At 61.6% G+C, this 26,392-nt stretch carries 15 protein-coding genes; 13 read left to right on the top strand and 2 right to left on the bottom strand.

Annotated features, from left to right (window positions below; all coding sequences use genetic code 11):
* Positions 1–170 precede the first annotated feature (170 nt).
* The 10 genes from KI794_RS16295 to KI794_RS14520 all read left to right on the top strand — a co-directional run bounded on the left by KI794_RS16295 (position 171) and on the right by KI794_RS14520 (position 18,730).
* Positions 171–224: a chloramphenicol resistance leader peptide gene (locus tag KI794_RS16295; protein WP_011113070.1), complete on the top strand. Its 54-nt coding sequence runs from the start codon at positions 171–173 to the stop codon at positions 222–224.
* A 21-nt stretch (positions 225–245) separates the two neighbouring features.
* Positions 246–1,421: a chloramphenicol efflux MFS transporter Cmx gene (gene cmx / locus KI794_RS14560; RefSeq protein ID WP_047217927.1), complete on the top strand. Its 1,176-nt coding sequence runs from the start codon at positions 246–248 to the stop codon at positions 1,419–1,421.
* Positions 1,421–2,410 carry an IS481-like element IS5564 family transposase gene (locus tag KI794_RS14555; RefSeq protein WP_167380529.1) on the top strand — a complete coding sequence of 330 codons (990 nt, stop codon included), beginning with the start codon at positions 1,421–1,423 and terminating at the stop codon, positions 2,408–2,410. The genes cmx and KI794_RS14555 overlap by 1 nt, the downstream gene beginning before the upstream one ends.
* Positions 2,411–2,487: 77 nt before the next feature.
* Positions 2,488–5,154: a helicase-related protein gene (locus tag KI794_RS14550; protein ID WP_255808502.1), complete on the top strand. Its 2,667-nt coding sequence runs from the start codon at positions 2,488–2,490 to the stop codon at positions 5,152–5,154.
* Positions 5,155–5,318: 164 nt separating this feature from the next.
* Positions 5,319–8,408, top strand: coding sequence for an Eco57I restriction-modification methylase domain-containing protein (locus KI794_RS14545; RefSeq protein WP_255808501.1), 3,090 nt, complete (start codon positions 5,319–5,321; stop codon positions 8,406–8,408).
* A gap of 8 nt (positions 8,409–8,416) precedes the next feature.
* Complete coding sequence (locus KI794_RS14540; RefSeq protein WP_255808500.1) at positions 8,417–10,000, top strand: McrB family protein; 1,584 nt, start codon at positions 8,417–8,419, stop codon at positions 9,998–10,000.
* On the top strand, positions 9,981–11,444 hold the full coding sequence (locus KI794_RS14535) for an McrC family protein (RefSeq protein ID WP_255809779.1): 1,464 nt from the start codon (positions 9,981–9,983) through the stop codon (positions 11,442–11,444). Before KI794_RS14540 ends, KI794_RS14535 begins: the two co-directional genes overlap by 20 nt.
* Positions 11,445–11,629: 185 nt before the next feature.
* Entirely contained in the window at positions 11,630–15,196 is a 3,567-nt protein-coding gene (mobF, locus tag KI794_RS14530) for a MobF family relaxase (RefSeq protein ID WP_255808499.1), read from the top strand.
* A 145-nt stretch (positions 15,197–15,341) separates the two neighbouring features.
* The gene (locus tag KI794_RS14525; protein WP_255808498.1) at positions 15,342–17,669 is read left to right on the top strand and encodes an AAA family ATPase; all 2,328 of its coding nucleotides are present in this window, start codon (positions 15,342–15,344) and stop codon (positions 17,667–17,669) included.
* A gap of 284 nt (positions 17,670–17,953) precedes the next feature.
* On the top strand, positions 17,954–18,730 hold the full coding sequence (locus KI794_RS14520; RefSeq protein WP_255808497.1) for an isocitrate lyase/PEP mutase family protein: 777 nt from the start codon (positions 17,954–17,956) through the stop codon (positions 18,728–18,730).
* A gap of 73 nt (positions 18,731–18,803) precedes the next feature.
* Here the strand turns inward: KI794_RS14520 and KI794_RS14515 are convergent, their stop codons facing one another.
* The gene (locus KI794_RS14515) at positions 18,804–19,487 is read right to left on the bottom strand and encodes a GntR family transcriptional regulator (protein ID WP_119282865.1); all 684 of its coding nucleotides are present in this window, start codon (positions 19,485–19,487) and stop codon (positions 18,804–18,806) included.
* Between the two features lie 135 nt (positions 19,488–19,622).
* Between KI794_RS14515 and KI794_RS14510 the strand changes: the two genes are divergently transcribed.
* Positions 19,623–22,469, top strand: a complete 2,847-nt coding sequence (locus tag KI794_RS14510) for an FAD-binding and (Fe-S)-binding domain-containing protein (protein ID WP_255808496.1) — start codon at positions 19,623–19,625, stop codon at positions 22,467–22,469.
* A gap of 44 nt (positions 22,470–22,513) precedes the next feature.
* On the top strand, positions 22,514–23,473 hold the full coding sequence (locus KI794_RS14505) for an alpha/beta hydrolase (protein ID WP_255808495.1): 960 nt from the start codon (positions 22,514–22,516) through the stop codon (positions 23,471–23,473).
* A gap of 45 nt (positions 23,474–23,518) precedes the next feature.
* Here the strand turns inward: KI794_RS14505 and KI794_RS14500 are convergent, their stop codons facing one another.
* Entirely contained in the window at positions 23,519–24,655 is a 1,137-nt protein-coding gene (locus tag KI794_RS14500) for a mandelate racemase/muconate lactonizing enzyme family protein (RefSeq protein WP_119282676.1), read from the bottom strand.
* A gap of 185 nt (positions 24,656–24,840) precedes the next feature.
* Between KI794_RS14500 and KI794_RS14495 the strand changes: the two genes are divergently transcribed.
* On the top strand, positions 24,841–26,382 hold the full coding sequence (locus KI794_RS14495) for an ABC transporter substrate-binding protein (RefSeq protein ID WP_255808494.1): 1,542 nt from the start codon (positions 24,841–24,843) through the stop codon (positions 26,380–26,382).
* Positions 26,383–26,392 lie beyond the last annotated feature (10 nt).

Raw genomic sequence — 26,392 nt, 5'->3', positions numbered from 1 at the left:
CCGTAATGACACCGTGCCGATTCAAGAAGTATCTGTCCAGACCGCTCGCCATTGAAGGCATGTTAGAGTTTGGGGCATGTCGAGTCCCGAATCAGACAGGTCAGGGGTTGTCGGTCACACCGCCAGCCCCTTGAACCACTAGTTACGACGCCCACGATCTGTGTGGGCGTATGTCTGGCGTACCCGGGGCGCTGGCCGTGGTGACAAGAAGAACCATTTCTTGATCTCACACCTCGGAGTACTCGATGCCTTTTGCCCTCTACATGCTTGCCCTGGCGGTCTTCGTCATGGGCACTTCAGAATTCATGCTCGCGGGATTGCTCCCCGCGATCGCGACCGAACTTGACGTCTCGGTCGGCACTGCGGGCCTGCTGACCTCCGCATTCGCAGTCGGTATGGTCGTCGGCGCGCCAGTGATGGCGGCATTCGCTCGCCGTTGGCCACCGCGGCTCACATTGATCGTTTGCCTTCTCGTGTTCGCGGGAAGCCACGTCATCGGAGCGATGACACCAGTGTTCTCTCTCCTGCTCATCACCCGGGTGCTCAGCGCTCTCGCAAACGCAGGATTCCTCGCCGTAGCACTGAGCACGGCCACTACCCTCGTGCCAGCGAACCAGAAGGGGCGTGCACTGTCGATCCTGCTCTCCGGCACGACGATCGCAACCGTCGTGGGCGTCCCCGCCGGGGCACTGCTCGGCACAGCGCTGGGCTGGCGAACGACGTTCTGGGCGATCGCCATCCTCTGTATTCCCGCGGCCGTTGGAGTCATTCGTGGCGTCACGAACAATGTTGGTCGGAGCGAGACTAGCGCGACCTCACCAAGGCTCCGTGTCGAGCTCAGCCAGTTGGCGACGCCGCGGCTCATCCTGGCCATGGTACTCGGAGCGCTGATCAACGGAGGGACCTTTGCGGCATTCACCTTCCTGGCACCCATCGTGACCGAGACCGCGGGCTTGGCCGAAGCGTGGGTGTCCGTCGCGCTGGTGATGTTCGGCATCGGATCGTTCCTTGGCGTCACGATCGCAGGACGACTATCAGATCAACGACCTGGCCTCGTGCTCGCAGTCGGCGGACCGCTATTGCTGACAGGCTGGATCGTGTTGGCAGTGGTCGCATCTCATCCCGTCGCGCTTATCGTCCTCGTCCTCGTTCAGGGATTCCTGTCGTTCGGCGTCGGCAGTACTCTGATCACGCGTGTGCTGTATGCAGCATCGGGTGCGCCAACGATGGGCGGTTCGTACGCAACCGCAGCATTGAATATCGGAGCTGCAGCGGGGCCCGTGCTTGGTGCGCTCGGGCTCGCGACCGGGCTGGGGCTGCTCGCGCCGGTTTGGGTCGCTTCGGTGCTGACAGCGATCGCTCTCGTCATCATGCTTCTCACCAGACGCGCGCTTACGAAGACCGCGGCGGAGGCCAATTGATGACCCATCCGAACGCTCTTCTCACTCCTCGTGCCCGTCTCCGGTTAGCCCGGCTGATTGTCGAAGACGGCTATCCGGCCACGATCGCCGCAAAGATGTTCATGGTCTCCCCGATCACTGCCCGGAAATGGGCAGGCCGCTACCGGGAAGAGGGTGAGTTTGGGATGCAGGATCGCTCCAGCAAGCCGCACCGGATCCCAGGCAGGACGCCCGAGCATGTCAAGAAGAAGATCATCAACCTGCGCTGGCGGCTTCGACTGGGGCCAGCCCAGATCGCTGCGCGACTTGGTCTCTCGACGTCGACTGTTCACGCGGTCCTCGTCCGTTGCCGCGTGAACCGCCTCTCGCATATCGATCGTGTCACTGGCGAGCCATTGCGGCGATATGAGCATCCTCATCCGGGATCGTTGATTCATGTCGATGTCACGAAGTTCGGCAACATCCCCGACGGCGGTGGACATCGTTACGTAGGTCGGCAGCAAGGCGCACGGAACAAGCTCGCGACTCCGGGATTACCACGAGGAAAAGATCACAAGCCGCGCACCGGGACGGCGTTCGTTCACACAGTCATCGACGACCACTCCCGCGTCGCATACGCAGAAATCTGGTCGGATGAGCAGGCGAGCACAGCGGTGGGAGTTCTCGAACGCGCCGTGGCCTGGTTCGCCGAACGAGGCGTGACCGTCGAGCGAGTCCTATCCGACAACGGGTCGGCATACAGATCCCACGCATGGAGGGACTTCTGCGCTCGGCTCGGCATCCGACACAAGCGGACACGCCCCTACCGGCCGCAGACGAACGGGAAGATCGAGCGATTCCACCGCACGCTCGGGGACGGCTGGGCCTATGCCAGGTTTTACGGTTCAGAGGCCGAACGACGCCTGGCGCTGCCCGGCTGGCTCCACTTCTACAACCACCACCGACACCACTCTGCGATTGGCGGCGTACCCTTCGACCGACTCAACAACGTCCCTGGACATCACAGCTAGAGCGAGTTCTCGAGGAGTCGTGCATCCGGCTGGAGCAGCCAAGCCCCTATTACGTATACCTTCGTCTTGCGTTCGAGTTGTCTCGGGACGCGCGCGAGGGTGTTACCGAAGACATCCCGCCGGAAGTCAAGAAGGTACTGCTGCCGCACCAGATAAGCGCGGTCCAAGTTGCGACGCGTCTACTTGAGCGCAAGGGCGTCGCCGTGATCGGCGACGTGGTGGGTCTTGGTAAGACACTCACCGGTACGGCCATCGCAGCAACCGTCGGGGAGAGCGTCCTCGTTATCGCACCGAAGAATCTCGTGAAGATGTGGGAGGAGCACCTTCATCGCTTCCACATCCCTGGCAAGGTCATTAGCCTCAGCTTGGTGGACCGCGAGCTACCCGACCTGCGGCGCTACCGGATCGTCCTCATTGATGAGTCACACAACCTGCGGAACCGACTCCGCAAGGCATGGGATGCGATCCACACCTACGTCGCCGATAACGACAGCAAGGTTGTGTTGCTCACAGCGACGATGTTCAACGCCCGCCACAAGGACATCGGCGGCCAGCTTGGTCTGAAGCTCGATTGGGACGAGCCACTAGGCATCCGCCCTGACAAACACATCGCGGAACTCGACGCAATCAAGGGACCAGGAAAGGGCGCCCAAGAGATTGCCAAGAAGACTGGAGGGCGCCTCGACAGCCTGGCCGCGTTCGACCAGTCGGAACAAAACGAGGACTGGCAGCGTCTCCTCAGCGAGTTTCTCGTTCGACGCACGCGGAAGTTCCTGGAGACGAATTACGGCGAGAAAGACGAGAAGACTGGCGACATTATCCTGAAGTTCCCGGATGGGACGACCTTCCGCTTCCCTAAGCGCATCCCCGAGGGCCTCAAGTACCCCGGTGGCGCGACAGACCCGAATGACGCGCTCGCGACAGAGGACACCTTCGACGCAGTCGAGCATCTAACCTACGCCCGGTACCAGCTCGGCAAGTACCTTAAGGAGGATATCGAGGGCAGAGACAAGGCCGAAAAGGAGCTCATCGCCGACTTGGAGAAGTCTATTCAGGCGGCCGCGGGCTTCATTCGTACCACGGCACTCAAGCGTCTCACCTCCAGTGCGCATGCGTTTATCCTCACAGTGAAGCGAATGGTTGCTCGGAACGCGATGCTCGACCACGCACTGTCCAACGACCTCAAGATCCCACTCGGCAATTTCTCCGACAAGTACTTCGACCTCGACGACGTAGACTACGACGCCGATGCTGACGACGAGCTATCGGATGCTGCATCCGCAGCCTGGGGCATCAAGTGGGCCAGGCAACAATGGCTCGACTATGCCGAGGGTGCTTACAAGGAGCTCACGGCGAAGAAGCCTGCCGGAATCAAGTGGGCCCGCCCGCAGCTCTTCGACAAGACGAAGCTCCTGGAGGACCTCCGTGAGGACTCAGACATTCTGCAGGATCTCCTCGATGCCTTCGGTGTTTGGAAGCCTGAAGACGACACTAAGCTGAGAGCGCTCGCCGATCTTATCAACGGACTGTCAGAAGACGAGAAGGTACTGGTCTTCAGCGAGTACAAGGACACGGTCGACTACATTGCCGCGCATTTGCCACGGTGGACGAAGCGGTCGATCGCATCGGTCAGTGGTCAGTCGGGCGATGCGGTGAAGGTGGCACGCAGGTTCGCGCCGAAGGCGAACGAGCACCTGGGCGGGTTGCCGAAGGGTGAGACCGAGGTTGACGTGCTCCTCACGACCGATGTTCTTAGCGAGGGGCAGAACTTGCAGGATTCAGCGATCGTTGTGAACTGGGACTTGCCATGGACGATCATCAAGGTCATCCAGCGAGCTGGTCGTGTTGATCGCGTCGGGCAAAAAGCGGACACGATTCGCGTCATTTCCTTCCTGCCGCAGGACGGTGTTGAGGCTGTCATTAGGCTGCGGGAGCGGCTGCAGAAGCGCCTCAAGAACGCGCACCAGATCCTCGGCGGAGGCGAGCAGTTTTTCGAGGATGACGACTTCACTATCGACGTCTCGGGGCTTTTCAACGGCAAGGCTAATCTCGGAGAGGACGAAGGCGAAGTCGACGCCTCGTCCTACGCGCTTGGTATCTGGGAGAAGGCAGCGCCACAGGATCGAGAGATCGCCAAGACCCTCAAAGATCTTGTGTTCTCGACCAAGGCGATCGAGGTCGACGGATCACCGAGCGCGATCACATACGGGCGCACTGACGCTGGCACTGACCTACTGATCCATACAACAAGCTCAGAGATGAAGCTGTTGACCCCGATGGAGGCGCTCAAGCTGACCGAGAGTGCCTACGCTGAAGTCGCCGCTGAAGCGTTGAGTGCGCAATTTGACTTCATGCAACGCGCCGCCGACAACATGACGGAACAGGTGAAGCAGAACACCGTGTTACTGAACCATGGCCTGCGGAAGCAACTCTACGACTTCCTCAAACGGCAGGTCGATCGCGTCGATATCGCCACCATTACCCGTGCCAGGGTGAGCGAACTCATTGACGCGGTCAACGCTAGCCCGATCCGAGAGTCCGCGAAGAAGGATGTCGTCGGCGTCCTCCGAGCCGCTCGCATTCTCGGTGATCCAGACGACTTAATAGATCGGCTACTCATGATGAATGACGACAATTTGCTGCTCGATATCCGAGACCTAGGCGCCGATCGCGTCCAGGTCATCACCTCGATGGGGTTCAACCCGGTCGGGATCGCTGAAGAGGTCGACCAGTGGGGGCAGTAACGACGAAAACCGCGGCGATGCAGAAGCGCTTCACGACCGAGGGCCTGACCGGCGTCTTCGTTTCAGAGCTCTTCTGGGATGCACCGAGCGGCACGGTTGCACCTGTCGAGATCGAAGAGGTGACTTTCGTTCCGGAGGTGGCGGCGCAGCTGAAAGGCTTCCGTGTGTACACCGTCGCCTGCGACACGAAGCCGACGCCGAAGGAAATGAAGGCAGTCCACAACGCCCTGACACCGCTCTCTGCGGAGTGCATGGAGCTCTTCCAAGCTTCCGACTACTGGTACTGGCACTGGCCTCGGACCACCGCCGCCGGTACGACTACGTTCGAGCGAGTGGCAACCACGCCGGGCGTGCTTCCCGCGTTCATGGCGCAACGTCTCGCCGGGCTGATATTCACGCAGGAGGACCACCAGAAGGGCTTCCACCTGACCGACGTCCTCGACCGCATCCACGGCCATTTTGATGCGTCGAACGTCACGAAGAAGTTCTACGACCGCTTTGCGAAGGAGCATCAGAACCTTGCGAAGGAGATCGCCGGTCTTACCGAAGGCTTTGCAAAGGCATACTCGACCACTCTTCTCAACCGGCTCATGTTCCTCTACTTCATGCAGAAGAAGGAGTTCCTGAACGGCGACCTCTGGTACTTGGAGCACACCCTCCAGGGGGTGCAGCAGCTCCGTGGACGCGACCAATACTACGGTTTCTACCGTGACGCGCTTCTACCGCTGTTCTTCGAGAAGCTCAATGAGAAGGACCAGACTATCTCCGACCCGGAGATCGAGCGTATCCTCGGCGAAGTCCCCTACGTGAACGGTGGCTTGTTCGGGCCGACGTCAATCGAGGAGGAATTCGGCGGGGAGATCACGATCCCCGATACTGCGTTCGAGCGTATCCTAGGGTTCTTCTCCGAGTACACCTGGCACCTCGATACCGCTCCGGCAGCGAACGACGAGATCAACCCGGATGTCCTCGGATACATCTTCGAGCAGTTCGTCAACTCGAAACAGATGGGTGCGTACTACACGAAGGACGATGTCACCCACTTCATGACCCGGTCGACGCTCCTCCCGGTGATCGTGTCACACTTGGAGAAGATCGGCGTTCCAGTGTGGGACCTCTTAGCGTCCGACCCTGAGCGGTACATTTGGGACTCGCTGCGTCATGGAACTGAGTATCCGATCCCGGCAAAGATCGAGGCTGAGCGTGTTTCTAACCGACGCCCGTCGTGGCTTGGTGAAGTCGATGCTCAGTACGCCCTGCCTGGAGAGAGCTGGTGGGAGATCGATGCACGGCGCGACTACCTCTCTGTTACCCGTGATCGGCTGGCTGCTGGGGAAATCTCAACCGTCGATGCCGCTGTATCGGCGAATATAAACATCGAGGCGCTTGCGGTCGATGCGATCAAGCGGATCTCTGACCCGGCGAAGCTGCGGGCGATCTGGGTTGCGCTGACCGAACTGCACATCATCGACCCGACCTGCGGCTCGGGCGCGTTTCTCTTCGCGGCGCTGAACCTGCTTATGCCGGTGTACGAGGCTCTGCTCGAAACCATGGATCTCGCCGAGCGTGGTGTTGACCCCGAGCTCGACGCGCTCCGCGACGACGTGGACGGGCACAAAGGCGGACGAGGCTACTTTCTACTCAAGCACGCCTGTTTGGCGAACCTGTACGGCGTCGATATCATGCCCGAAGCGGTTGAAGTGGCGCGCCTGCGCCTCTTCCTCAAGCTCGCTTCAGCGATCTCGGACCCGAAGAAGATCGAGCCGCTCCCAGACCTTGATTTCAACATCAAGGCAGGGAACATGCTCGTCGGCGCTCGCACTCCGGACGAGATTGACATCGCGAGCGACGGGCTACTCGTCGTAGACGACAATTCCTCGCAGGCGCGCGAGTCCTCGGAGCTGGTCAAGGCTGCGTACAGCGCCTTTCGTCAGGCGCAGGAAGCCGATGACGCGGCGGCCGTCAAGGCGTGCAGGGCCCGCCTGAGGTCGGTGCTGGAGAAGGCTCGTGCCGAGACCAACCAACAGTATTATGCCATCGAGAAGCGAAAGAGCAGTTTCGACGATTGGGTCCTCGGCACGCGCCCGTTCCACTGGTTTATCGAGTTCCCCGAAGTCTTCGACCGCGATGGATTCGACGTGGTCATCGGTAACCCGCCCTACATAAAAAAGAAGGACATCACAGAATACTCCTATAAAGGCTTCAAGACGGATGCTCTCCCGGACATCTATGCCCCGTGCACCGAGCGAGCCGCGCAGATCACCGGGCCGGACGGTCGGATGGCGCTCATCATTCCGATCTCGGCGAGCTTCAGTGACGATTACGCGAAGCTGCGTGACGTCCTCGAGACCCGCTTCGGTCGGCTCTGGGTGAGCAACTTCTCTCGGAATCCCGCGGCGCTCTTTAGCGCCGGTCTCGGTGTGCGGAGCACGGTCGTCGTTGGACACCGTGGAGACGGCGAGAAGGAGCTCTACGTCACCAAGACGCACCGCTGGTACGAGGCTTACCGACCGGCACTCTTCGAAACGCTACAGTATTTCGCGCTTCCGGCAGGGGTCAGGTCCAAGTTCGGGTGGCTACGCGTGACGAGTGAGGGCTACCTTGAGTTGGTGAAACGGGCCGACGCGGTACCGGGTGCGCTCGGTGGTCTGGTGCGCCGTAAGTCGGGCTCAGCCTCGGTCGGGTTTAAGCAGGTCCCGCTCTACTGGCTATCGGTCTACCTTAAGGAGCCGCCCGCATACGAGCGGGACGGCCGTACCGCCGAGCAGACTGGCGGTTCACGAGTGTCTGTGGACAACGATGCGGCGGCTCTGCTTTTCCTCGCGATTGCGGCGTCTAAGTTTGCCTTCGTCTGGTGGTACTCGACCGGCGATGATTTTCATCTCACGAACATAGTGCTGGGCAAAATCCCTGTTGATCCGTCGCGCTTCAGCGAGGCTGGAAAATCCCGACTGTCGGCTGCGGCTACGAGACTGGTTGGTGACTTCCCGAACCACATGCTTTTTACTCCGTATGCGGGGAAGTATATGGGGAACTATGTGCTCTCCGAGATGCGTGACATAACAGACGAGATCGACCAGGTCATCGCCGAGGAGCTTGGGTTCGAGGAGCTTCTCCCGGCCTTGGAACACGCCTACGCTTGCGTTTATAAGCCGACGGGGGACCGCCCGGGCACGCTCCGTCGCGACCCGTTCCTCGACGCGGGTGTCGCCAGTCGTGAATTTCCTAAACCACAGGGAGAGCATGAAGGATGACAGGCGGGATGATTGACGAAGCGATCAGCGCGCTTCAAGTCTTCAAGAATGTAATTCTTGAAGGACCACCCGGTACGGGAAAGTCATTTTCGATTGCGGAGATCGCCGCGGCCTGGCCGCGAATGAAGGGTGTTGACGGCAACGGTCGAACTGCCGATGGTAGCGGGCACTGGGCGATCACGTTTCATCCGAGCACCGGATACGAAGAGTTTGTTGAAGGCATTCGCTACAACGCGGATGGTTCGCCTAAGGGTTTTGAGCTCCTCCCTGGCGTCTTCCGTGAGTGGATACGTGAGGCGCGATCGCAGCCAGATCGCGACTTTCTCGTGCTGATCGATGAGATTAATCGGGCGAACGTTTCAAAGGTTCTCGGCGACCTTCTGCTCGGGCTAGAGGCGTCCAAGCGTTTCTCGCATGACCCAAAGTGCACCAAGTCAGAACCAAACCACGATGACTGCTGGTTGGGTGGTGCCGCCACCCAACTTGCATACTCGAACCTGACGCTAGGTGTACCGGACAACCTCTACATCCTCGGAACGATGAACTCTTCGGATCGCTCGATCGCACCGCTCGACTCAGCGCTCCGACGTCGTTTTGCGTTCGTTCGCGCTGAGCCGTTGGCAGGAGACGCTCTCAGAGACCGCCTTGTTTCCGCATTGCCTGAGGTCGGAGAGGAGGTCATCTCGCGATCGGTGGACGCACTAGATCAGCTCAATACGGCGCTGCGGGCTGCTCTTGGGCCAGACAGCACACTGGGTCACAGCTACCTTTTCGAGCTGGATGTGCGGGTACCCGGGCTGGCGGGCTATTGGACGGAAACTCGCGACACTGCGGGTGCTGGTGGAGGTGCGACGCAGGTTCAGCTACCGAAAAAGGACTGGGTGGACCTGCTACTCACCGCGATTGCCGCTCCCCTCACTGCAGATCAGCTCGACAACGGCGCGAACGTCGTGCCGATCGAGGTCGAATACCTCGGACATACGTATACGCAGGTGAAGTTGTGTCGACCCGGCAACTCCCGCCTGGACACTCTCGACGATGCTGGCGGCAGGCTACCCGTGCAGGGCTTTAACGACGGCGTGATGGTGCTCAGCCCACTTGGCGTTCGGCGACTTCGCCTCGAATACACGCCATTCGCTGGTGCGAAGGATTCCGTTCTCAAGTCATTCGTTGATCGGTCATTCTATTCCGGAACTTCGAAAGCTGACAGTTCCGGAAGGAGCTTCGGCGCCTTCCGTACGACGGAGCCAGGTCGGGGCGATGGTGGAGAGCGCGTCGTTTGGCGCTACTCGATCCTCCCGCAGCTCATCGACACGGTGACGCAGGCGTTCGTTCCACAACTCTTGGTCGCGCGGCTCCGTGAGGCTTGGGTGCGCGAGAACTTGCCTACCGAAGTCGAGGCAGTGGTGCTCGACGGTCTTGCGGCGTTCGAACGGTTCATGCATGCACAGCTCGGCCTGCAGATCGTGAAGGCCGGCTTCGGTCTCACGAGCGGTCTGACAATCGAGGAGTACGCGCCGACTACTCCGATAACGGGCGATGTCGAGGACGGGACAGAGAGTGGTGCTGCTTATGCGAGCGCGGGCGGGTAACGTTCGCATCGCTATCAAGGCGAGCCCCCGTGGCGCGCGCGCGGGATTCGCGGTCCTAGACGATGGCTCGGGGGGTGCGGTGACGTTCACGGTGCTGCCAAAGCCTTGGGCTGACGGGCGTGGCATCGCCTCCGTGATGCTGCACACCCCGGGAACGTCGACCCACGTTACCCTCTTCGAACTCGACGTCGTTGAGATCGTCACCCAACCAACCGCACGGGAGCGGATCGCGCAGGGGTTGCTCGAGACCACCGGTGGGTTGGGAGGGGAAAGTGCCGCTCGCGACGGCTACCTCCTGGAACGCGTTCGTCAGGTGAATGCCATTGAGGGCTCCAAGAGGTCGACTGCAGCCGGGAGTCTTGAGGATGCCGTCCGGCTGATGTTGCTGGCGAGACGGCAGCGCTCTTCGGTCGGCGATGCCGGGTACCAGGGGACTCCGGAAGCATCACTGCTGAGGATCGTCACTCAGCAGATGTTCCTTGAGGAGGTTGGTCGAGTTATCGATCGGGCCAGGCCGCGGTACCGGACCCACACTGAGACGCTGAGTACGCCGCGCGGGAAACTGTCAGCTCAGGGCATCGCGCTGTCGATCCTCACCGGACAACCCGCGGTCGAATCGACCTTTGATGAGCTGTCGACCGACACGGACGTCCTGAGAATCGTCCTCGCCGCGCTTCGAGTCGTCGCCACCGATCCCGCCCCGACTGTCTTCTCAACGATTGCTACCCCGCTTCGGTCGCGCGCCATCGACTTCGCACGGCGGCTGGACTCCGTCAGCATTCTTGACCGGGAGCGGGCGCTTCTGGCATACGGTCGCCTCGCCATATCTTCGCTCGATCGCTCCTGGAAGCCCGCCCTCGACCTCAGTGCCGAGGTCCTTGGTCGCAAGGCGATCATGCCGAAGGGCCAGGAATCTTCGACTGCGCACGCGATCAGCATCAGCCTCTACATGGACAAGTGGTGGGAGCAGGTGCTTGCTGACGCGCTCCGGATGTGCGCGGATCGGGGCACGGTTTCCGAACAGCTCTCGGTGGAGTCGCCGTGGATAGGCGGAGAGCGCGGGAACGCTGACTTTTACTTCGACCTCGACGGTAGGACGATCCTCGCCGACGCGAAGTACAAGTTGGATGAGTCCGGAATCGGAGCCGCCGACGCCTACCAGCTCTTCGCTTACAGCCACACGGCGGATGCGCCACGAATCGGCAAGCCGGAAGGCGCCGCGGTCTTCTATCCAGTGCGCGGTGCGGCGGCGGGAGGTACTCGTTCGGTGCTGCTCAGGGCGACGGAGCCTGTTTTCCACCTCCGCCTCATCGAGCTCCCCTTCCCGAGTCGTTACGACGTGATAACGGACCTGACCTGGCGCTCGTATCTCGAACGCCTCGCGTCGCTGATCGCTTCTTCAATTCGGGCCAGTGCTGCAGTCGATAACTCGGTTGTCGCTTGAATCACCTCGCAAGGCAGCCCTCTTGAGGATTTGCGAAGGCCAGAGAAGGCTTCCGACCTTGATCTGCCAGATCAGCAGGCACCACGCGTCTGGCAGATCGAGGAACGCCGCCTTCCGCGACGAGTGCGCGACGCCTAAGATGCCGCATGTTCACCTCCTCCATGACGGAGGAAAGGTGGGCACGAATGACGGTGTCGATGAGGCTCATGTCGGCGGGCGATGGCTACAAGTACCTGCTGCGCACCGTCGCCGCCGGGGACGGTGACCGCGACCTCTCAACACCCCTGACGCGCTACTACAACGCCGACGGCACGCCACCCGGCAGATGGATGGGCGACGGCCTTGCTGCGCTTGGAGACGGACGGCTCGCAGTGGGCGAAGAGGTCTCCGAGGCACAGCTCCAGCTCCTCATTGGCATGGGCCGCGACCCCATCACAGGCGAGCCGCTGGGGCGGGCGTATCCGCAGTACAAGCCAAAGAATGAGCGGATCGCCGAACGTGTCGCCGCACTCGCGCCGGACCTCAGCGCGGCGGCACGCGGCAGAGAAGTGGCGGCGATCGAAGCTGAGGAGTCAGCGCGAGGGACACGTCGAGCGGTCGCGGGGTACGACTACACGTTTTCAATCCCGAAGTCCGCTTCGGTGCTGTGGGCCGTGGCCGACGCGGGTACGCAATCGCTCATCGTTGATGCGCACCATGCGGCGGTTGCAGAGGTGGTTGCGTTCATGGAGCGCGAAGTTGCAGCGACGCGCGCCGGTGCAACCCCGGGCGACGGTGCCGTTGCGCAGGTCGACGTGCAGGGTCTGATCGCGACGGTGTACGACCACTACGACTCGCGGGCGGGCGATCCTCACCTGCACACCCACGTCGTGATCAGCAACAAGGTCCAGACCGTGCTCGACAATAAGTGGCGTAGCTTGGACAGCCGACCGATGCACGCAGCGACGGTGGCGCTCTCTGAGCTGCACGAGGCGGTGTTCGCCGATCACCTCACACGCACGCTGGGGGTCGAATGGGAATCCCGCGAGCGTGGTCGCGACCGAAACCCGGCGTGGAGTATTGCGTCAGTGCCCCAGGCTCTAATCGATGCGTTTTCGTCTCGTTCGAGACACATTGATGAGGAGAAGGATCGTCTCATCGCGGCGTATGTCGAGAAGCATGGCAGGCAACCGTCCTGCGCGACGATCATCAAGCTGCGTGCCCAGGCGACACTCACGACGCGGCCGGAGAAAGAGATCCATTCGCTCGCTGACCTCACCGACCGGTGGAGGCAACGCGCCGGGGCGATCCTGGACGACGACGCGACGAGCTGGGCACGAACGGTCGTGACCAACGATGCGCCGCTGCTGTTGCGCGCTGACGACATGCCACTGGACGTCATCGCGAACCTCGGTTCGAGCGTGGTCGCAACAGTGGGGGAGAAGCGCTCGACCTGGCGACGCTGGAACCTCACCGCCGAGGCGGCACGGCAGACGATGGGGTACCGCTTTGCGAGCATGCGCGATCGTGAGGCGGTGATCGGGATGGTTGTGGATGCTGCCGAGGGTGCATCGTTCCGGCTGACGCCACCTGAGCTGGCCTCCAGCCCCGCAGTGTTCCGTCGAGCCGATGAGTCGTCGGTGTTCCGCCCGAAGAACTCCACGGTCTTCTCCTCCGGGGAACTGCTCGACGCAGAGGACCGATTGCTCCAGCTGTCGCGCACAATGTCGGGACCGACGATTCCGCTGGCGACCATCGAACGAGCCGCGCGGAAGCCTGACAATGAGCGACGGATGCTCGGGGCTGATCAAGCATCCGCACTGGTGAGGATCGCCGTATCTGGACGCGCGATCGACGTGCTGGTCGGACCTGCCGGAGCAGGAAAGACGACAGCGATGAGCGTGCTCCGGCAGGCGTGGGAAAAGGAACACGGCCCAGGCTCGGTTGTTGGTCTCGCGCCATCATCCGGCGCGGCGCAGGTGCTCGGTGAAGACCTTGAAATCGCGACGGAGAACACCGTGAAGTGGTGGCAGACACACCTCCAAACCGGTGAGACGTTCAACGCGAACCAGCTTGTCATCATCGACGAAGCATCCCTCGCCGGAACACTGTCACTCGACCGCATCACCCAGCTCGCCGCGGATGCCGGGGCGAAAGTGCTGCTCGTCGGTGACTACGCCCAGCTCCAAGCCGTGGACGCGGGCGGTGCGTTCGGGCTCCTCGCTCACGACCGTGACGACGTCGCCGAACTTGTCGACGTGCACCGCTTCACACACGAGTGGGAGAAGCGCGCCTCCCTCGACCTCCGCCACGGTCACGTCGAAGTGCTCGATATCTACGCTAAGCACGATCGCATCGTTGAGGGTGGTACCGAAACCATGATTGAGGCCGCGTACGCGGCGTGGCGGACGGACCAACTCGCCGGGCGGGTGACCGTGCTCGTCTCGGACTCGAACGAGTCGGTCACTGCGCTCAACGTGCGGGCACGGACAGACCTGATCCTCGATGGTGTTGTGCGTGGCCCGCGCGAGGCCGACCTGCATGACGGCACCCAAGCGGCGAACGGCGACGTCGTGATCACGCGTAAGAACGATCGGCGGCTCCGGTCAGGTGGGAGCTGGGTACGCAATGGTGACCGGTGGCGCGTTCTCGATGTCCGCACGGACGGTTCGATGCTCATACGACGCGAAGGGCGCTCGCGAGGAGCCAACCTGCTGCTCCCGGCAGACTACGTCGCTGAGCACGTCGACCTCGGGTACGCCGTCACCTCCTTCCGCGCCCAGGGCCTTACGACCGACACTGCGCACGTACTTGTGGATGCTTCCCTGACGCGCGAGAGCCTGTACGTCGCAATGACCCGAGGCCGCGACGCCAACGTCGCCTACGTCGCACTCGATAAGCCCGATGACTCCCACTCAGGTCCACACCCCGGCGATAGCGGGGAGGCCACCGCGGAGAGCGTTATGAGTGGCGTGCTCCAACACGTGGGTGCCGAGTTGTCCGCGCACGAGACCCTCACCGCCGAGCAAGAGACCTGGGGAACCATCGCCCAGCTCGCCGCCGAGTACGAGACGATCGCCGCTGCCGCGCAGCGCGACCGGTGGGCATCGCTGGTCCGGGCCTCTGGGCTGAGCCCTGAGCAAGCGGAGAGTGTGGTCGATTCTGATGCGTTCGGGCCACTTTCCGCTGAGCTGCGCCGGGCTGAGGCCAATCACCATGACGTAGATGTGCTGTTGGCACGTCTGGTCCGTGCCCGAGACTTCGGTGACGCCGACGACATCGCCGCGGTGCTCAGACATCGAGTCGCCGCGGCAACCGCGCAACCCGCCGGGTCGCCGCGTGGCAAGAAGCCCGCGCGGCTCATCGCTGGACTCATTCCCGAAGTAGCTGGCGCGATGAGTGAGGAGATGCAACGTGCACTCATGGAGCGGGCGGAGTTGATCAAAGAGCGGGCAGACGCAGTGCTCGCTGCCGCCGTCGCCAATTCAGAGCCCTGGACTGTATCTCTCGGTGCCGAGCCTTCGGACCAGCGGCGGGCCGCAACGTGGCGACAAGCAGCGCGTAGTGTGGCCGCGTACCGTGATCGATACAAGGTAACGACCTTGACTGCACTTGGCCCCCTTCCAGAAACCGCGATTCAAGCTCTAGACCGCGCTCGGGCAGAGGTAGCGGTATCAGCATGTCGCTCGTCCCAGGTGGATGCGATCCAACGACGTCGAGAATCGGATCGGCGGCGGCCGGTTCAGACTCGCGAGTCTCGTGGAACTATCTGATGCCTGTCCTCGGCAGATATCGGCCTACGCGGTTAACCGAATCAGGTGAGAGATCCGATACTTCGTTCGAATGTCGGTGGTCGGCCCTATCGTGGAATGTAAGCGCACCGACGGGGTCGCGCAGGAAGCGAGCGGAGGCGCATAAATGAGGATTCGAGAGGTGTGGATTAGGTTCTACAAGTCATTCAACTTTGACTACGAACTTAAGGCCACGCCCGGTGGCGCGGCCAAAGATTGGCAGCTGATGGAGAATGACGGGTGGATGCCTCACGTTCGGGTACCAATCGAACCCGATGTCACTGCGGTTGTTGGTGCAAACGAATCCGGCAAGACGCACTTACTCGACGCAGTCAAGATCGCACTCACCGGAGACGGACTACTTCAGAGGGACTTCTGCCGCTCGTCATCACTCTTCTCCGTCGAGAACGGATCACGCCTCTTTCCTGAGGTTGGACTCACTGTGACTCCGACGAATGAGGAGTCCGCAACTCTAGCGGAACATGAGATTCCACTTCAGAAAAGCGGAAACTTGCTTCTCTTGCGCCAGGAGCCAGGCGTAAATGTTGTGGTCGATGGAGAGGATCAGCGCGTCACACTTTCATCGGAACAATCGGACATTATCCAAGCGATGCTTCCGCATCCGCATGAGCTAGAGACTGAGATTGCGCTCCCCGACTCAGTCTCTATCGCAGCGCTCGCTCAGGATGAAGCGGATGTGCGCAGTCGCAAGGAGCGTTCACGCTTGATGCAGATTCTTTCTGCCCTGACGTCTGAGACTGATGTGCAGGCGCAGGCCGCAAGTCTCATCCCGCGTCAGGTAGAAGTGCATGAAGCTGCCGCCCAGAAGCTTGGCGTAGACCTGCTAGTTCATGTCGCTCGCATTGAACGGTCGAGCTTCGTCGAACTGCAGAAGGCTATCGCCGAGGAGCGCGAAGGGCTGGTGAACGGATTGATCCAGGAGATGAATAACTCCATCGCCAGGCATTTGAACATCTCACGTTGGTGGACCCAGGATCCGGAGTTTCAGCTCCGTGTCTCCCCACGCGAACACGAACTCGTATTCACGATTCGCGATCGGACAGGCACAGACTATTCATTTACCGAGCGGAGCCGAGGACTTCGATACTTCCTTAGCTACTATGTCCAGCTACTGGCACACGATAGGCCTGCCGGGGTTCCTGAGGTTCTTCTCATGGACGAACCCGATGCATACCTTTCGGCACTGGGACAGCAGGATCTGCTCAGAGTTCTCGAACACCATGCACGTCCTGATGACTCTGATCGCGAGGATCAAGTGGTCTATGTCACACACTCTCCGTTCCTGATCAACAGAAACGCTGGTCATCGCGTCCGTGTTGTGGACAAGGGTGTCCGTGATGAGGGTACTCGCCTCGTGAAAGATGCAACTCGTAACCACTATGAGCCGTTGCGAACGTCACTAGGTGCCTTTGTCGCCGAGACTGCCTTCATAGGTGGTGACAATCTCTTCGTCGAAGGAATTTCAGATCAGGTGTTGCTCGCAGGGATGAATGCGCGTCTGCTTCGTGGAGGAATGCCACCGAGTCAGTGCCTCGACCTAAACCAGGTCACTATCGTCCACGGAGGATCGAACGTGCCCTACATGCTCTATCTCGCGCGTGGTCGGGACCAGATTAAGCCTGCGTGCGCAGTCCTCATTGACGGCGACACGTCTGGCGAGACGATGCAGAGGCAGATTCAGCGAGGCGGTGCACATGGCAGGCCCACGGTTTCCGATGACCTCGTAATCAATCTTGCCGATTGGGCACGCGATGCAGACCTCACTATTGCGGATGGCGTTACGGTGCGAGAGCCGGAAGACATCATCCCCACGAACATTGCTGTAGCTGCAGCCAGGCGATACGCGCGCTCGTTCCTTGGGGCTGACGAAGAGTCAACTAAGGCCCTGACAGAAGAGGGAGTGAGAGGTCGCCTGAGTACACACGACGGCAGCCACTGGGACGCACTTGCCGATGCGTTTCAGGCGGTATTCGACACTGGGATTGCCAAAGCTGGCTTCGCGAAGGAGTTGCTTGCCCTGCTCGCCGATGCTGATAGTGCCGGTGGGGCGATGCCAAACGGTGCACCCGCGTTGCAGAAGAACTTTGCGGCATTGATCCAGGTGCTCGCGGACACACTTGCCCTCGCTCGCGAGCGGGAAGCAGATGCGCGTCGAGACCAGCGGCTCCAACGCATCATCGAGACGTTCTCGATCGATTTTGCTGGCGGCTGTACTCGGGATCGTGCACTTTCAACGCTCAAACGAATTGATGCCGCAGTTGACGACACCTTTGCTGGAGACGTAGTCCATGCGAGGACCACTAGGTTGCGGCGTGACTTCAAATTGACGAGCGATCCACTTAAGAATGTGGACGACTACAACTCCTTCCTGGAACAGCTGAGGAGCCTCAAACACCTTGAGAAACTTGAATACCAGGGTGCGCTAGAGGCCTGACTGGCCCGTGCGAGGTAGAATCGAGGCGTGCCACGAACTGCTGGACACCGGTGGACACAGAGCCTATTTCAGAGTGGCACGCAGAGGGCACGGCCCCGCTGCAACCTCCGAAGTTCCGCGTGATCACGCGGCCCATGACGAGTACTGGGACTTCTAAAACCCGGACGTCGGCTTTGGGATTTGAGCCCCGCTCGCGATCTATCGTGAGTGGGGCTCACTGCATTGCCAGCAAGCCCCCAGCGCGGGGGGTTTCGCCGCACCGCGTCGATTGGTAGCGTGGCCACATGACTACCCAGGCATCCAAGGCTCAGCGCCTCTCTGAACTGCACGCAGCACCCGAGATTCTTCGCGTCGTCAATGTCTGGGACGCGATCTCGGCGAAGGCCGTCGCGGCTCTGCCCGAGACGCGTGCGATCGCGACCGCCGGGCACTCGATTGCGGCCACGTTCGGCTACGCCGACGGGGAGATTCCCCTCGAACTCACCCTTGACATGGTTGGGCGCATCGTTGAGGCTGCCGGTGACCTGCCCGTGAGTGCAGACCTTGATGCGGGCTACGGCGACGCGGGTGAGGTCGCACGCCGCGCCATTGGCGTTGGTGCTGTCGGCGCAAATATCGAGGATCGACTGCGGCCGCTGTCGGAGTTTGTCTCGGAGATCGAGGCGGTCGTCGCGGCTGGGGCAGTCGAAGGCGTGCCGTTTGCTCTCAATGCGCGCACCGACGCGTTCGTGCGCGCGGGCGGACGCCCGCTCGAGGAATCCATCGCCGACGCAATCGAGCGCGGCCGCGCGTACCTCGCTGCCGGCGCAGACGTCGTGTTCGTCCCCGGCGTGCTCGACGCCGACACAACTCGCAAGCTCGTTGATGGCATCGGAGAGCGGAAGATCAGCGTCATTGGGCTGCCGGGCGCGCTCACTGCGGGCGAGTACGAGGAGCTCGGGGTCGCCCGCATCTCCTACGGGCCGATGACCCAGCGGGTTGCGCTCACGGCGTATCAGGATCTCGCGATCGATCTCTACGCTGACGGAGCAATTCCGGCCTCGGTGCGTCCGCTCAACTGAGCTGGCGTTCGAGCCCTGGATCCAGGCATCGCTTGAGGGTGCGTATGAGAGGCCCGCGGTGGTGGGCTACTCGTCACTCTTCGTGGGTGAGGGACTCCACAAGAAGCGACTCCGCGCGCCCTAGGTGTGTTGTGAGGTGCTCGCAGGCAGATTCTGCGTCGCCGAGCTGAAGCGCGGCGAGGATTCGGGAGTGCTCATCCCCGATCAGGTCGGGGTGCAGCAGCTGCCTGCCCTGGACCTGCGCCATGCAGAGTCGAACCTCTGACAGGATGCGTCGGTACGATGCGCTCATGCGAGCGCTATCGAGGGCGTCGATGATCGCGAGATGGAACTCGAGATCGTGGTCGATGATTTCACTTGGGTGTTCGGCCCGTAGCGCCCGGATGTGTTCGTTCGCGATTCTCGCTCGCTCTGGCGCGTGAAGTGTCGAGGCGAGGTCCCGCAGCGCCGCCGATTCGAGTCTTCTCCTGGTCTGGTAGATGTCGTGCACGTCTTCGGTGTCGATTGTCAGCACGCGGGCGCTTCTGTTCGCAGTCCGTTGGAGGAGGCCCTCGGCAGTGACCTTCTCGATTGCGGCCTTCGCGCTTGGCCTTGCGATGCCAAATTCCGAAGCGACGAGCGCCTCAGTGACAGCGGCACCCGGCGGGAGTGTGCCCGCAAAGATCGCTTCTCTTAACTGAGCCGCGACTGCATCGACCACGCCGCGGATCTGAAGCGCGCTGCCGAACCCGGGGAGCTGTGGTGGTGGGGCGGTCATGTCAGTAGCGTATCGCATCGTCATCCAGGTATAGTTGTCAGACAATCCTTGAGGCGGGGGTTGGTTCGGGTTCGAGCCACGGATGCGCTTTGCCTCGCACGGCGACGACGCGTCTGGAACGAAGGGGTTCACCACATGACTTCAACGGTACGAATCGATTCCCCGTTGCGCCGCTTGACGAGTGGGGCAACCGAGAAGTTGACTCGGTCAATCGATCGTTTTTCGTACGCGCACGACGCCTCGCATTATCTGCTGGTCCCACACGAAGTGCTCGTTCCACACGACGCCGATGGGGTTGCGGAGATATTTCAGGCGGCGAGTGAAGCCGGGGTGAGCGTGACGTTCCGCTCCGGGGGCACGAGCCTGTCTGGGCAGGGGGTGAGCGGTGAGATTCTCGTCGATACAAGGCGCAATTTCAGGGGCATCCGAGTCGCTGACGGCGGAGTGCGAGTTGCCGCCGAACCTGGCGCGACCGTTCGCCAGGTGAACACCAGGCTCCTTCGGCATGGCCGCAAGCTCGGGCCAGACCCGGCGAGCGAGATTGCCTGCACGATTGGCGGGGTCATCGCGAACAACTCCAGCGGAATGGCGTGCGGCATCGAAGCCAATAGCTATCAGACCGTCGAGTCGCTCCTGCTTGTGCTGCCGAGTGGCACGATTCTCGACACCGGCGACCCGCACGCGTCAGAGCACTTGCGTGAGCAGGAGCCTGAGATCTTTACAGGGCTCGCCGAGCTTCGTGATGAGTTGCGCGCGAAACCCGAGCTCACCGCCAGAGTTCAGGCATTCTTTGCGATGAAGAACACGATGGGATATGGCATCAACGCGCTGCTCGATTTCGATGACCCGGTGCGTATCCTTGAGCACCTCGTAATCGGAAGCGAAGGGACCCTCGCGTTCGTCGCGGAAGCGCGGTTTGCGACGGTTCCGATCCTGCCCGCTGTCGCAACAGGACTGCTCGTCTTCCCCTCGCTCGCAGTGGCTACAGCCGCGCTGCCGCGCCTCGTTGAAGTTGGGTTCGCGACGATCGAGCTTCTTGACTCTACATCGCTTCGTGTGGCGCAGGGACTGCCGGATGTGCCGACAACCATCACTGACATTTGTGTCGAGCAGCAGGCGGCATACCTCGTGGAGATTCACGCCGGTGACGCTGACGAGTTGCGCCGCCGCAGCGAGCGAGCGGTTCGTGCGCTTCAGGATCTCGAGTTGCTCACGCCCGCCACGCTCACGGAAGACCCAGGAGAGCGTGCGTCACTCTGGCATGTGCGGAAGGGGCTCTATACGGCTGTTGCGGGGGCCAGGCCCTCAGGGACGACGGCGCTCCTCGAGGATGTTGTCGTGCCTGTCGATCGCCTGTTCGCGACGTGCGAAGGGCTCGCCGAGTTGTTCGCTACGCACGGTTACGACGATGCCGTCATTTTCGGACACGCGAAGGACGGCAACATCCACTTCATGCTGACCGAACGTTTCGATACCGAAGGCGGGGTTGCCCGCCACAAAGGGTTCGTCGAAGACATGGTCGAGCTGATTCTCTCGCAGGGGGGCTCCCTCAAAGCAGAGCATGGGACTGGCAGGGTGATGGCACCCTTCGTTCGGAGGCAATACGGCGACGAGCTCACAGATCTCATGTGGGCGATCAAGCGACTCATTGACCCGAGCGGGTTACTGAACCCGGGTGTCGTGCTCTCAGAAGAAGCTGACTCGTACCTGCAGCACCTCAAGCTGTCGCCCAAGGTTGAACCGGAGGTCGATCGCTGTGTTGAATGCGGATACTGCGAACCAACATGCCCGAGTAAGGATCTCACGCTGACGCCGCGCCAGCGGATCGTTCTGCGGCGCGATATCGCGGCCGCTGAGGAGCGCGGTGACGCGGCGCTCGCCGCAGAGCTGAAGGACTCGTACGAGTACGACGGCGTGCAGACCTGCGCGGTTGACGGCATGTGCGGTGTCGCCTGCCCAGTCGGCATCAATACGGGAGATCTCGTTCGGCGACTGCGATCAGAGTCAGCCGGCAGAGTCGAATCCGCAGCGTGGGGCGCTGCTGCAAAACACTGGGGCGTAGTCACCTCGATTGGCGGCGCGGCGCTCACTGTGGCGAAAGCCACGCCTGCGCCGATTGTTCGCGGGGTGACGCAAGTCGGGCGTGCGCTGCTTGGCAGCGACCGAGTGCCACTCTACGATGCGGGCCTCCCGAGAGGCGGAAGCTCGGCCAAGAAGGATCTCGGGCTGGGGAGCACCGACGCTCCTGCCGAGGTCGTGTTCTTCGCGGCCTGTATCGGTGAGATGTTCGGGCCCGCCGCAGACCATCCGGGGTCCAGGAGCGCGCTTCGTTCAGTGCTCGACCGGGCGGGGATCCCATACGCGGTGCCTTTGGCAGACAGCGGCCTGTGCTGTGGCACCCCGTGGAAGTCGAAAGGGCAAGTGGAGGGCTATGGCCTGATGTCGGAGCGCACGCTCTCAGCCCTCTGGCAGGCGAGTCGCGAGGGGGAGCTGCCCGTCATCTGCGATGCGGCCTCGTGCACCGAGGGCGTGGAAGTCATGTTGCGTGCGGCGCTCGAGGATCACCCGGAGTTTCGGCGGCTGCGCGTCGAAGACGCAACGACGTTCGTCGCCCGTGAGGCGCTCCCGAAGCTGACCCGGACACTGAGCTTCGCTCGCATCGCGGTGCATCCGACGTGTTCGACGACAGCACTTGGCGCAACGTCATCACTCACTGCGATTGCGGAGTTTGCAGCTGACGAGGTCTTTGTCCCCGATGAGTGGGGGTGCTGTGCGTTCGCCGGCGACCGCGGCATGCTGCATCCAGAGCTCACTGAGAGCGCCACTATGCGTGAAGCCGAAGAACTCCGTGAGGTGCACACGCAACTCGGCGAGTTTGATGCCTACGTGTCTGCGAACCGCACCTGCGAGATCGGCATGTCTCGGGCAACCGGCAAACGGTACAGGCACGTGATTGAGCTACTCGAAGAGGCAACGCGCTAGCGGCCGCCCGCCGTGGTGACCGCAGACGAAGAAGGGAAAGCTGGATGCCGATTGTGTCAGCCATTGTCAGACTGATTGAGCTGAAGGAGGCTGATGTCGACTACGCGCGACCGGGCGCTGCGCCGGTTGCGATCGAAGACGCGAGACGGTTTCACGAGGCCGACATTGAAGCCTTTGCGCCCATGGCGTCGCGTGATGCTGTTGCAGCTCCGACCCCAGCTCAGATTCCTGGCCCGTTCGGCCTGATCCCTGCTCGCCTGTACCGGCCAGTGAACGCCGTGAGCCAGGCGACGCTCGTCTGGTACCACGGTGGTGGGTGGGTGACAGGCAGCATTGCAACCGCTGACGCTCTCGTCCGAGCGCTGTGCGCGAGGGCACGCGTTGCGGTGCTTGTCGTTGACTACGCCCTCGCCCCGGAACATCCGTGGCCCGCAGCCCTGAATGACGCGACAGCTGCCCTCCACTGGGCGTGCGAACACCGCGCTGAGCTCGGCGGCGAGGGCCCGGTGATCGTCGGCGGAGACAGTGCTGGAGGAAACCTCGCCGCGATTCTCGCCGTGACGGAGCGTGAGAGTGCCGAGGGGCAGGTGTTGCTGTACCCAGTTGTCGACCTCGACGTCTCGCCGGGGCGCTATCCGTCTCGCGTTGAGAACGGTGTCGGGTGTTTTGTTGAGTGGGCTGACATCGTCTGGGCAATCGAGCAGTATCTCCCAGACGGTACTTCCCCGGATAACCCGCTGATCAGCCCCATCGCTTCAAGTCGCCTTGCAACTGCGGCGCCTGCAATCATTGCCGCCGCAGAGTACGACCCTCTTCGCGACGAGAACCGTGCGTATGCGGCGCGACTCGCCGCAGCCGGGGTCGAGGTCGACTACCTGGAGTTCGCCGGGCTCGTACACGGTAGCTACGACATGATGAGTGTCGTGCCAGAGGTCGACACCACGATCGACGAGATCTCAGACGCACTCGGCGCGCTTGTTGCGTCACTGCGCGCCGAGGCCTGAGCCTTGGCGCTTTGCGCGCCGAGTGTGTCCCGTGCTCACATCTCGCTACTCGAGAAACAGTGAAGCGCCACCCGTGTACTTCTTGATCTCGTCGCGATCCCACGAAATGCCGAGTCCCGGACCGGAAGGAATGTCGAGGAGCCCATTCTCGTCGAGGCGCCAGCCGTCTTCGACGATGTCGTCGATGTATGCGGAGCCTGTGCAGTACTCCACGAGGTCTGTGCGCGGCAGCGCGGCTGCAGTGTGCAGGTCTGCAGCGAGGCCAACCGCCGTATTCCAACCGTGTGGAATGAGGCGCATCCCCGCCTCCTCGGCTCGCCTGCCGACCGCGAGGGACTCGTCGAGGCCGCCCACTTTGGTGACGTCTGGTTGGATGATGTCGAAAGCGCGGGCGTCAATGAATGGCGTGAAGCTCTGGCGGCGCGTCAGCGTCTCCGCGCCGCTTATGGGCACCCTTGAGTGTTTGGTGAGCTCAGTGAAACCGGCGAGATCATCGGGTGAGAGCGCCTCCTCGAACCAGGCAACGCCGTAATCGTGGAGCATGTGTGAAGTGTTGAGTGCCCACTTGTAGCCGTGGGGCCAGAATCCGTCGCTGCCGCCCGCGTCGACGGCGAGTAAGGCGTCAGGGCCAACTGCTTCGCGGGCTGCGGCGACGATGCGCTCGTCTGTCGCCGCGCTGTCTCTGCCGAAGCTGCCCCAGCCGATCTTGAATGCGCGAAACCCCTCTGAAGCGTATCCCTCGAGTCGTGGCACCATGACGCTCGGTTCATCCATGAGCAACGAGGCGTACGGGCGAACCTTGCTCCGGTGATCGCCGCCGAGCAGGCGGCTGACAGGGAGGCCGGCATGTTGACCGAACACGTCCCAGAGCGCCATGTTGATGCCGCTTATCGTGTGCGTGATGGAGCCGCCGCGGCCCATCCAGAACGTTGCCTGGTGGAGCCTTTCGGTCATCGCCGACGGAGAGTCAAGCTCCTCGCCAACGAGCAGATCTCGCAGCACTGAGAGGGATCCTGCGACGAGGTCCTGGTGAGTGAATACACTTCCGAGCCCCGTGAGACCGTCATCCGTGTGAACTGCAATAAGCGTGTGCAGTGAGTCATTTGGATTGAGCTCGTTTGCCCACCCGCCTTTGGGGGTTGCGCCGATAAGCCCCGCGCTTACTACGTTACGAATCTTCATTGATAGGAACACTTTCTCTCGTCGCGCTCTCATCGTCGAGAGCTGGGAAGTCGCAGTACTTGATGCAGGATAACAGTTTTAAAACGTGATTGTTAACAGTCGACAGTCTACGCTATGATCGGTACTCGGCAGCCGTTTCACGCCTGCCAACGTCCAAAAGTTCAATGACGAACAGGAGTTTTGCAATGAGGCTAGAACGAGTAATGCGGGGGCGGTGGAAGCTCGCGGGAATCGCGGTGCTCGCATCGGCGGCCCTGACGCTGAGCGCATGCAGCTCGCCCGCCACCGAGGGAGGAGACACCGGTGAAAGCCGTGGCGGTCAGATCATCGTCGCCAACGCTGAGCCTCCGACGGCTGCCTACTGGGACCCGGCTGCCTCGTTCGGGCTTGTCGACGAGCAGGTTGCATCGCTCGTCTATGACACGCTGCTTTCGATGGACGCACAGGGCAAGATCGGCCCAAACCTGGCGACCGAGTGGGAGTGGGTCAGTGACACTGAGATGAAGCTCACTGTGCGTACGGACGCTAAGTTCCACGACGGTACCCCGGTTACCGTAGACGATGTCGTCGCCTCCCTGAACCGCCTCATGGTCCCAGGGAGCGAGCCCCTCGCGAAATCAATCTTGCTTACTGCGGGCGAAGCGAGCGCAGAGGGCGACGTTGTGACTGTGCGCACGGAGCAGCCGTTTGGCCCGCTCGAGAACTCCCTTGCAGCCGTGTCGATCCTTGCGAAGGCCGACATCGAATCGCCAGAGAACTTCAAGAGCACGGCAAACGGGAGTGGCCCGTACAAGTTTGTCTCGTACTCGAACGACGACATCACGCTCGAAGCGAATGCTGACTACTGGGGTGGGGCTCCGAAGAACGACGGTGTCGTACTTCGCTACATCGCCGATGCTGACGCGCGACAAAACGCGCTGCTCGCAGGCCAGGTAGACATCACCACGCGAACCGGCCCGAACTACGTCAACGCTGTCAAGGACAACAGCGACATCACTGTTGAATCGGTGTCGCCCCCGTCGCAGATCGTGATGATTTACCAGCACAATGGGCCGCTTGCGGACGTCAAGGTAAGGCAGGCGCTTGCCTATGCCGTGGATCGAGAAGGCATCGCTGCAAGCATCATGCACGGTGTCAACCCTGTCGGTTTCAACGCGATCCCGACGACACTCGACAGCTACGAGCCGGCGAATGAGAAGTTCGAGTTCAACCCAGAAAAGGCGAAGAGCCTGCTTGCTGAGGCAGGTAAGGCCGAGGGGCTAAAGCTGACGATGGCGACGAGCACCCTCGTCCCCGGCCAGCTTGAGATTGACCAGGCGATCGCGCAGAACCTCAAGGATGTTGGTATCGAGGTTGAAGTGACGCAGCTTGAGGTGGGTGAGTTCCGCACGAGCTACCCGCAGTATGACCTCAGCATGAACACGCTTGCATCGTTCAACAACGACCCAAGCTTCATCCTTGCAACGTTCACCGGGGCGACTGGTGAGGCAGTGTTCAACATGGCCGACCCGGAGGTTGACGAGCTTGTGGGCGCGCAGAACTCCACGGTGGGCGACGCGCGTAACGCGGCAATCAACGCTGCGGCGACGTACATGTGGGACAACCAGCTGACGCTGTGGCTGAGCGACGAGACGTGGACGACGCTCGTCAACAATCGAGTCACCGGGTACGAGCGCAATCCCCTCATTGGGGAGCCGCTTCTCCGTAACGCGTCAGTAGCCAAGTAGTGCCCTCCCC

Origin of the sequence: Leucobacter aridicollis (assembly GCF_024399335.1) — a bacterium.
Classification (GTDB): Bacteria; Actinomycetota; Actinomycetes; order Actinomycetales; family Microbacteriaceae; genus Leucobacter; species Leucobacter aridicollis_A.
The sequence above is the reverse complement of the archived record's forward strand: the minus strand, read 5'-3'. Positions and strand labels throughout refer to the sequence as shown.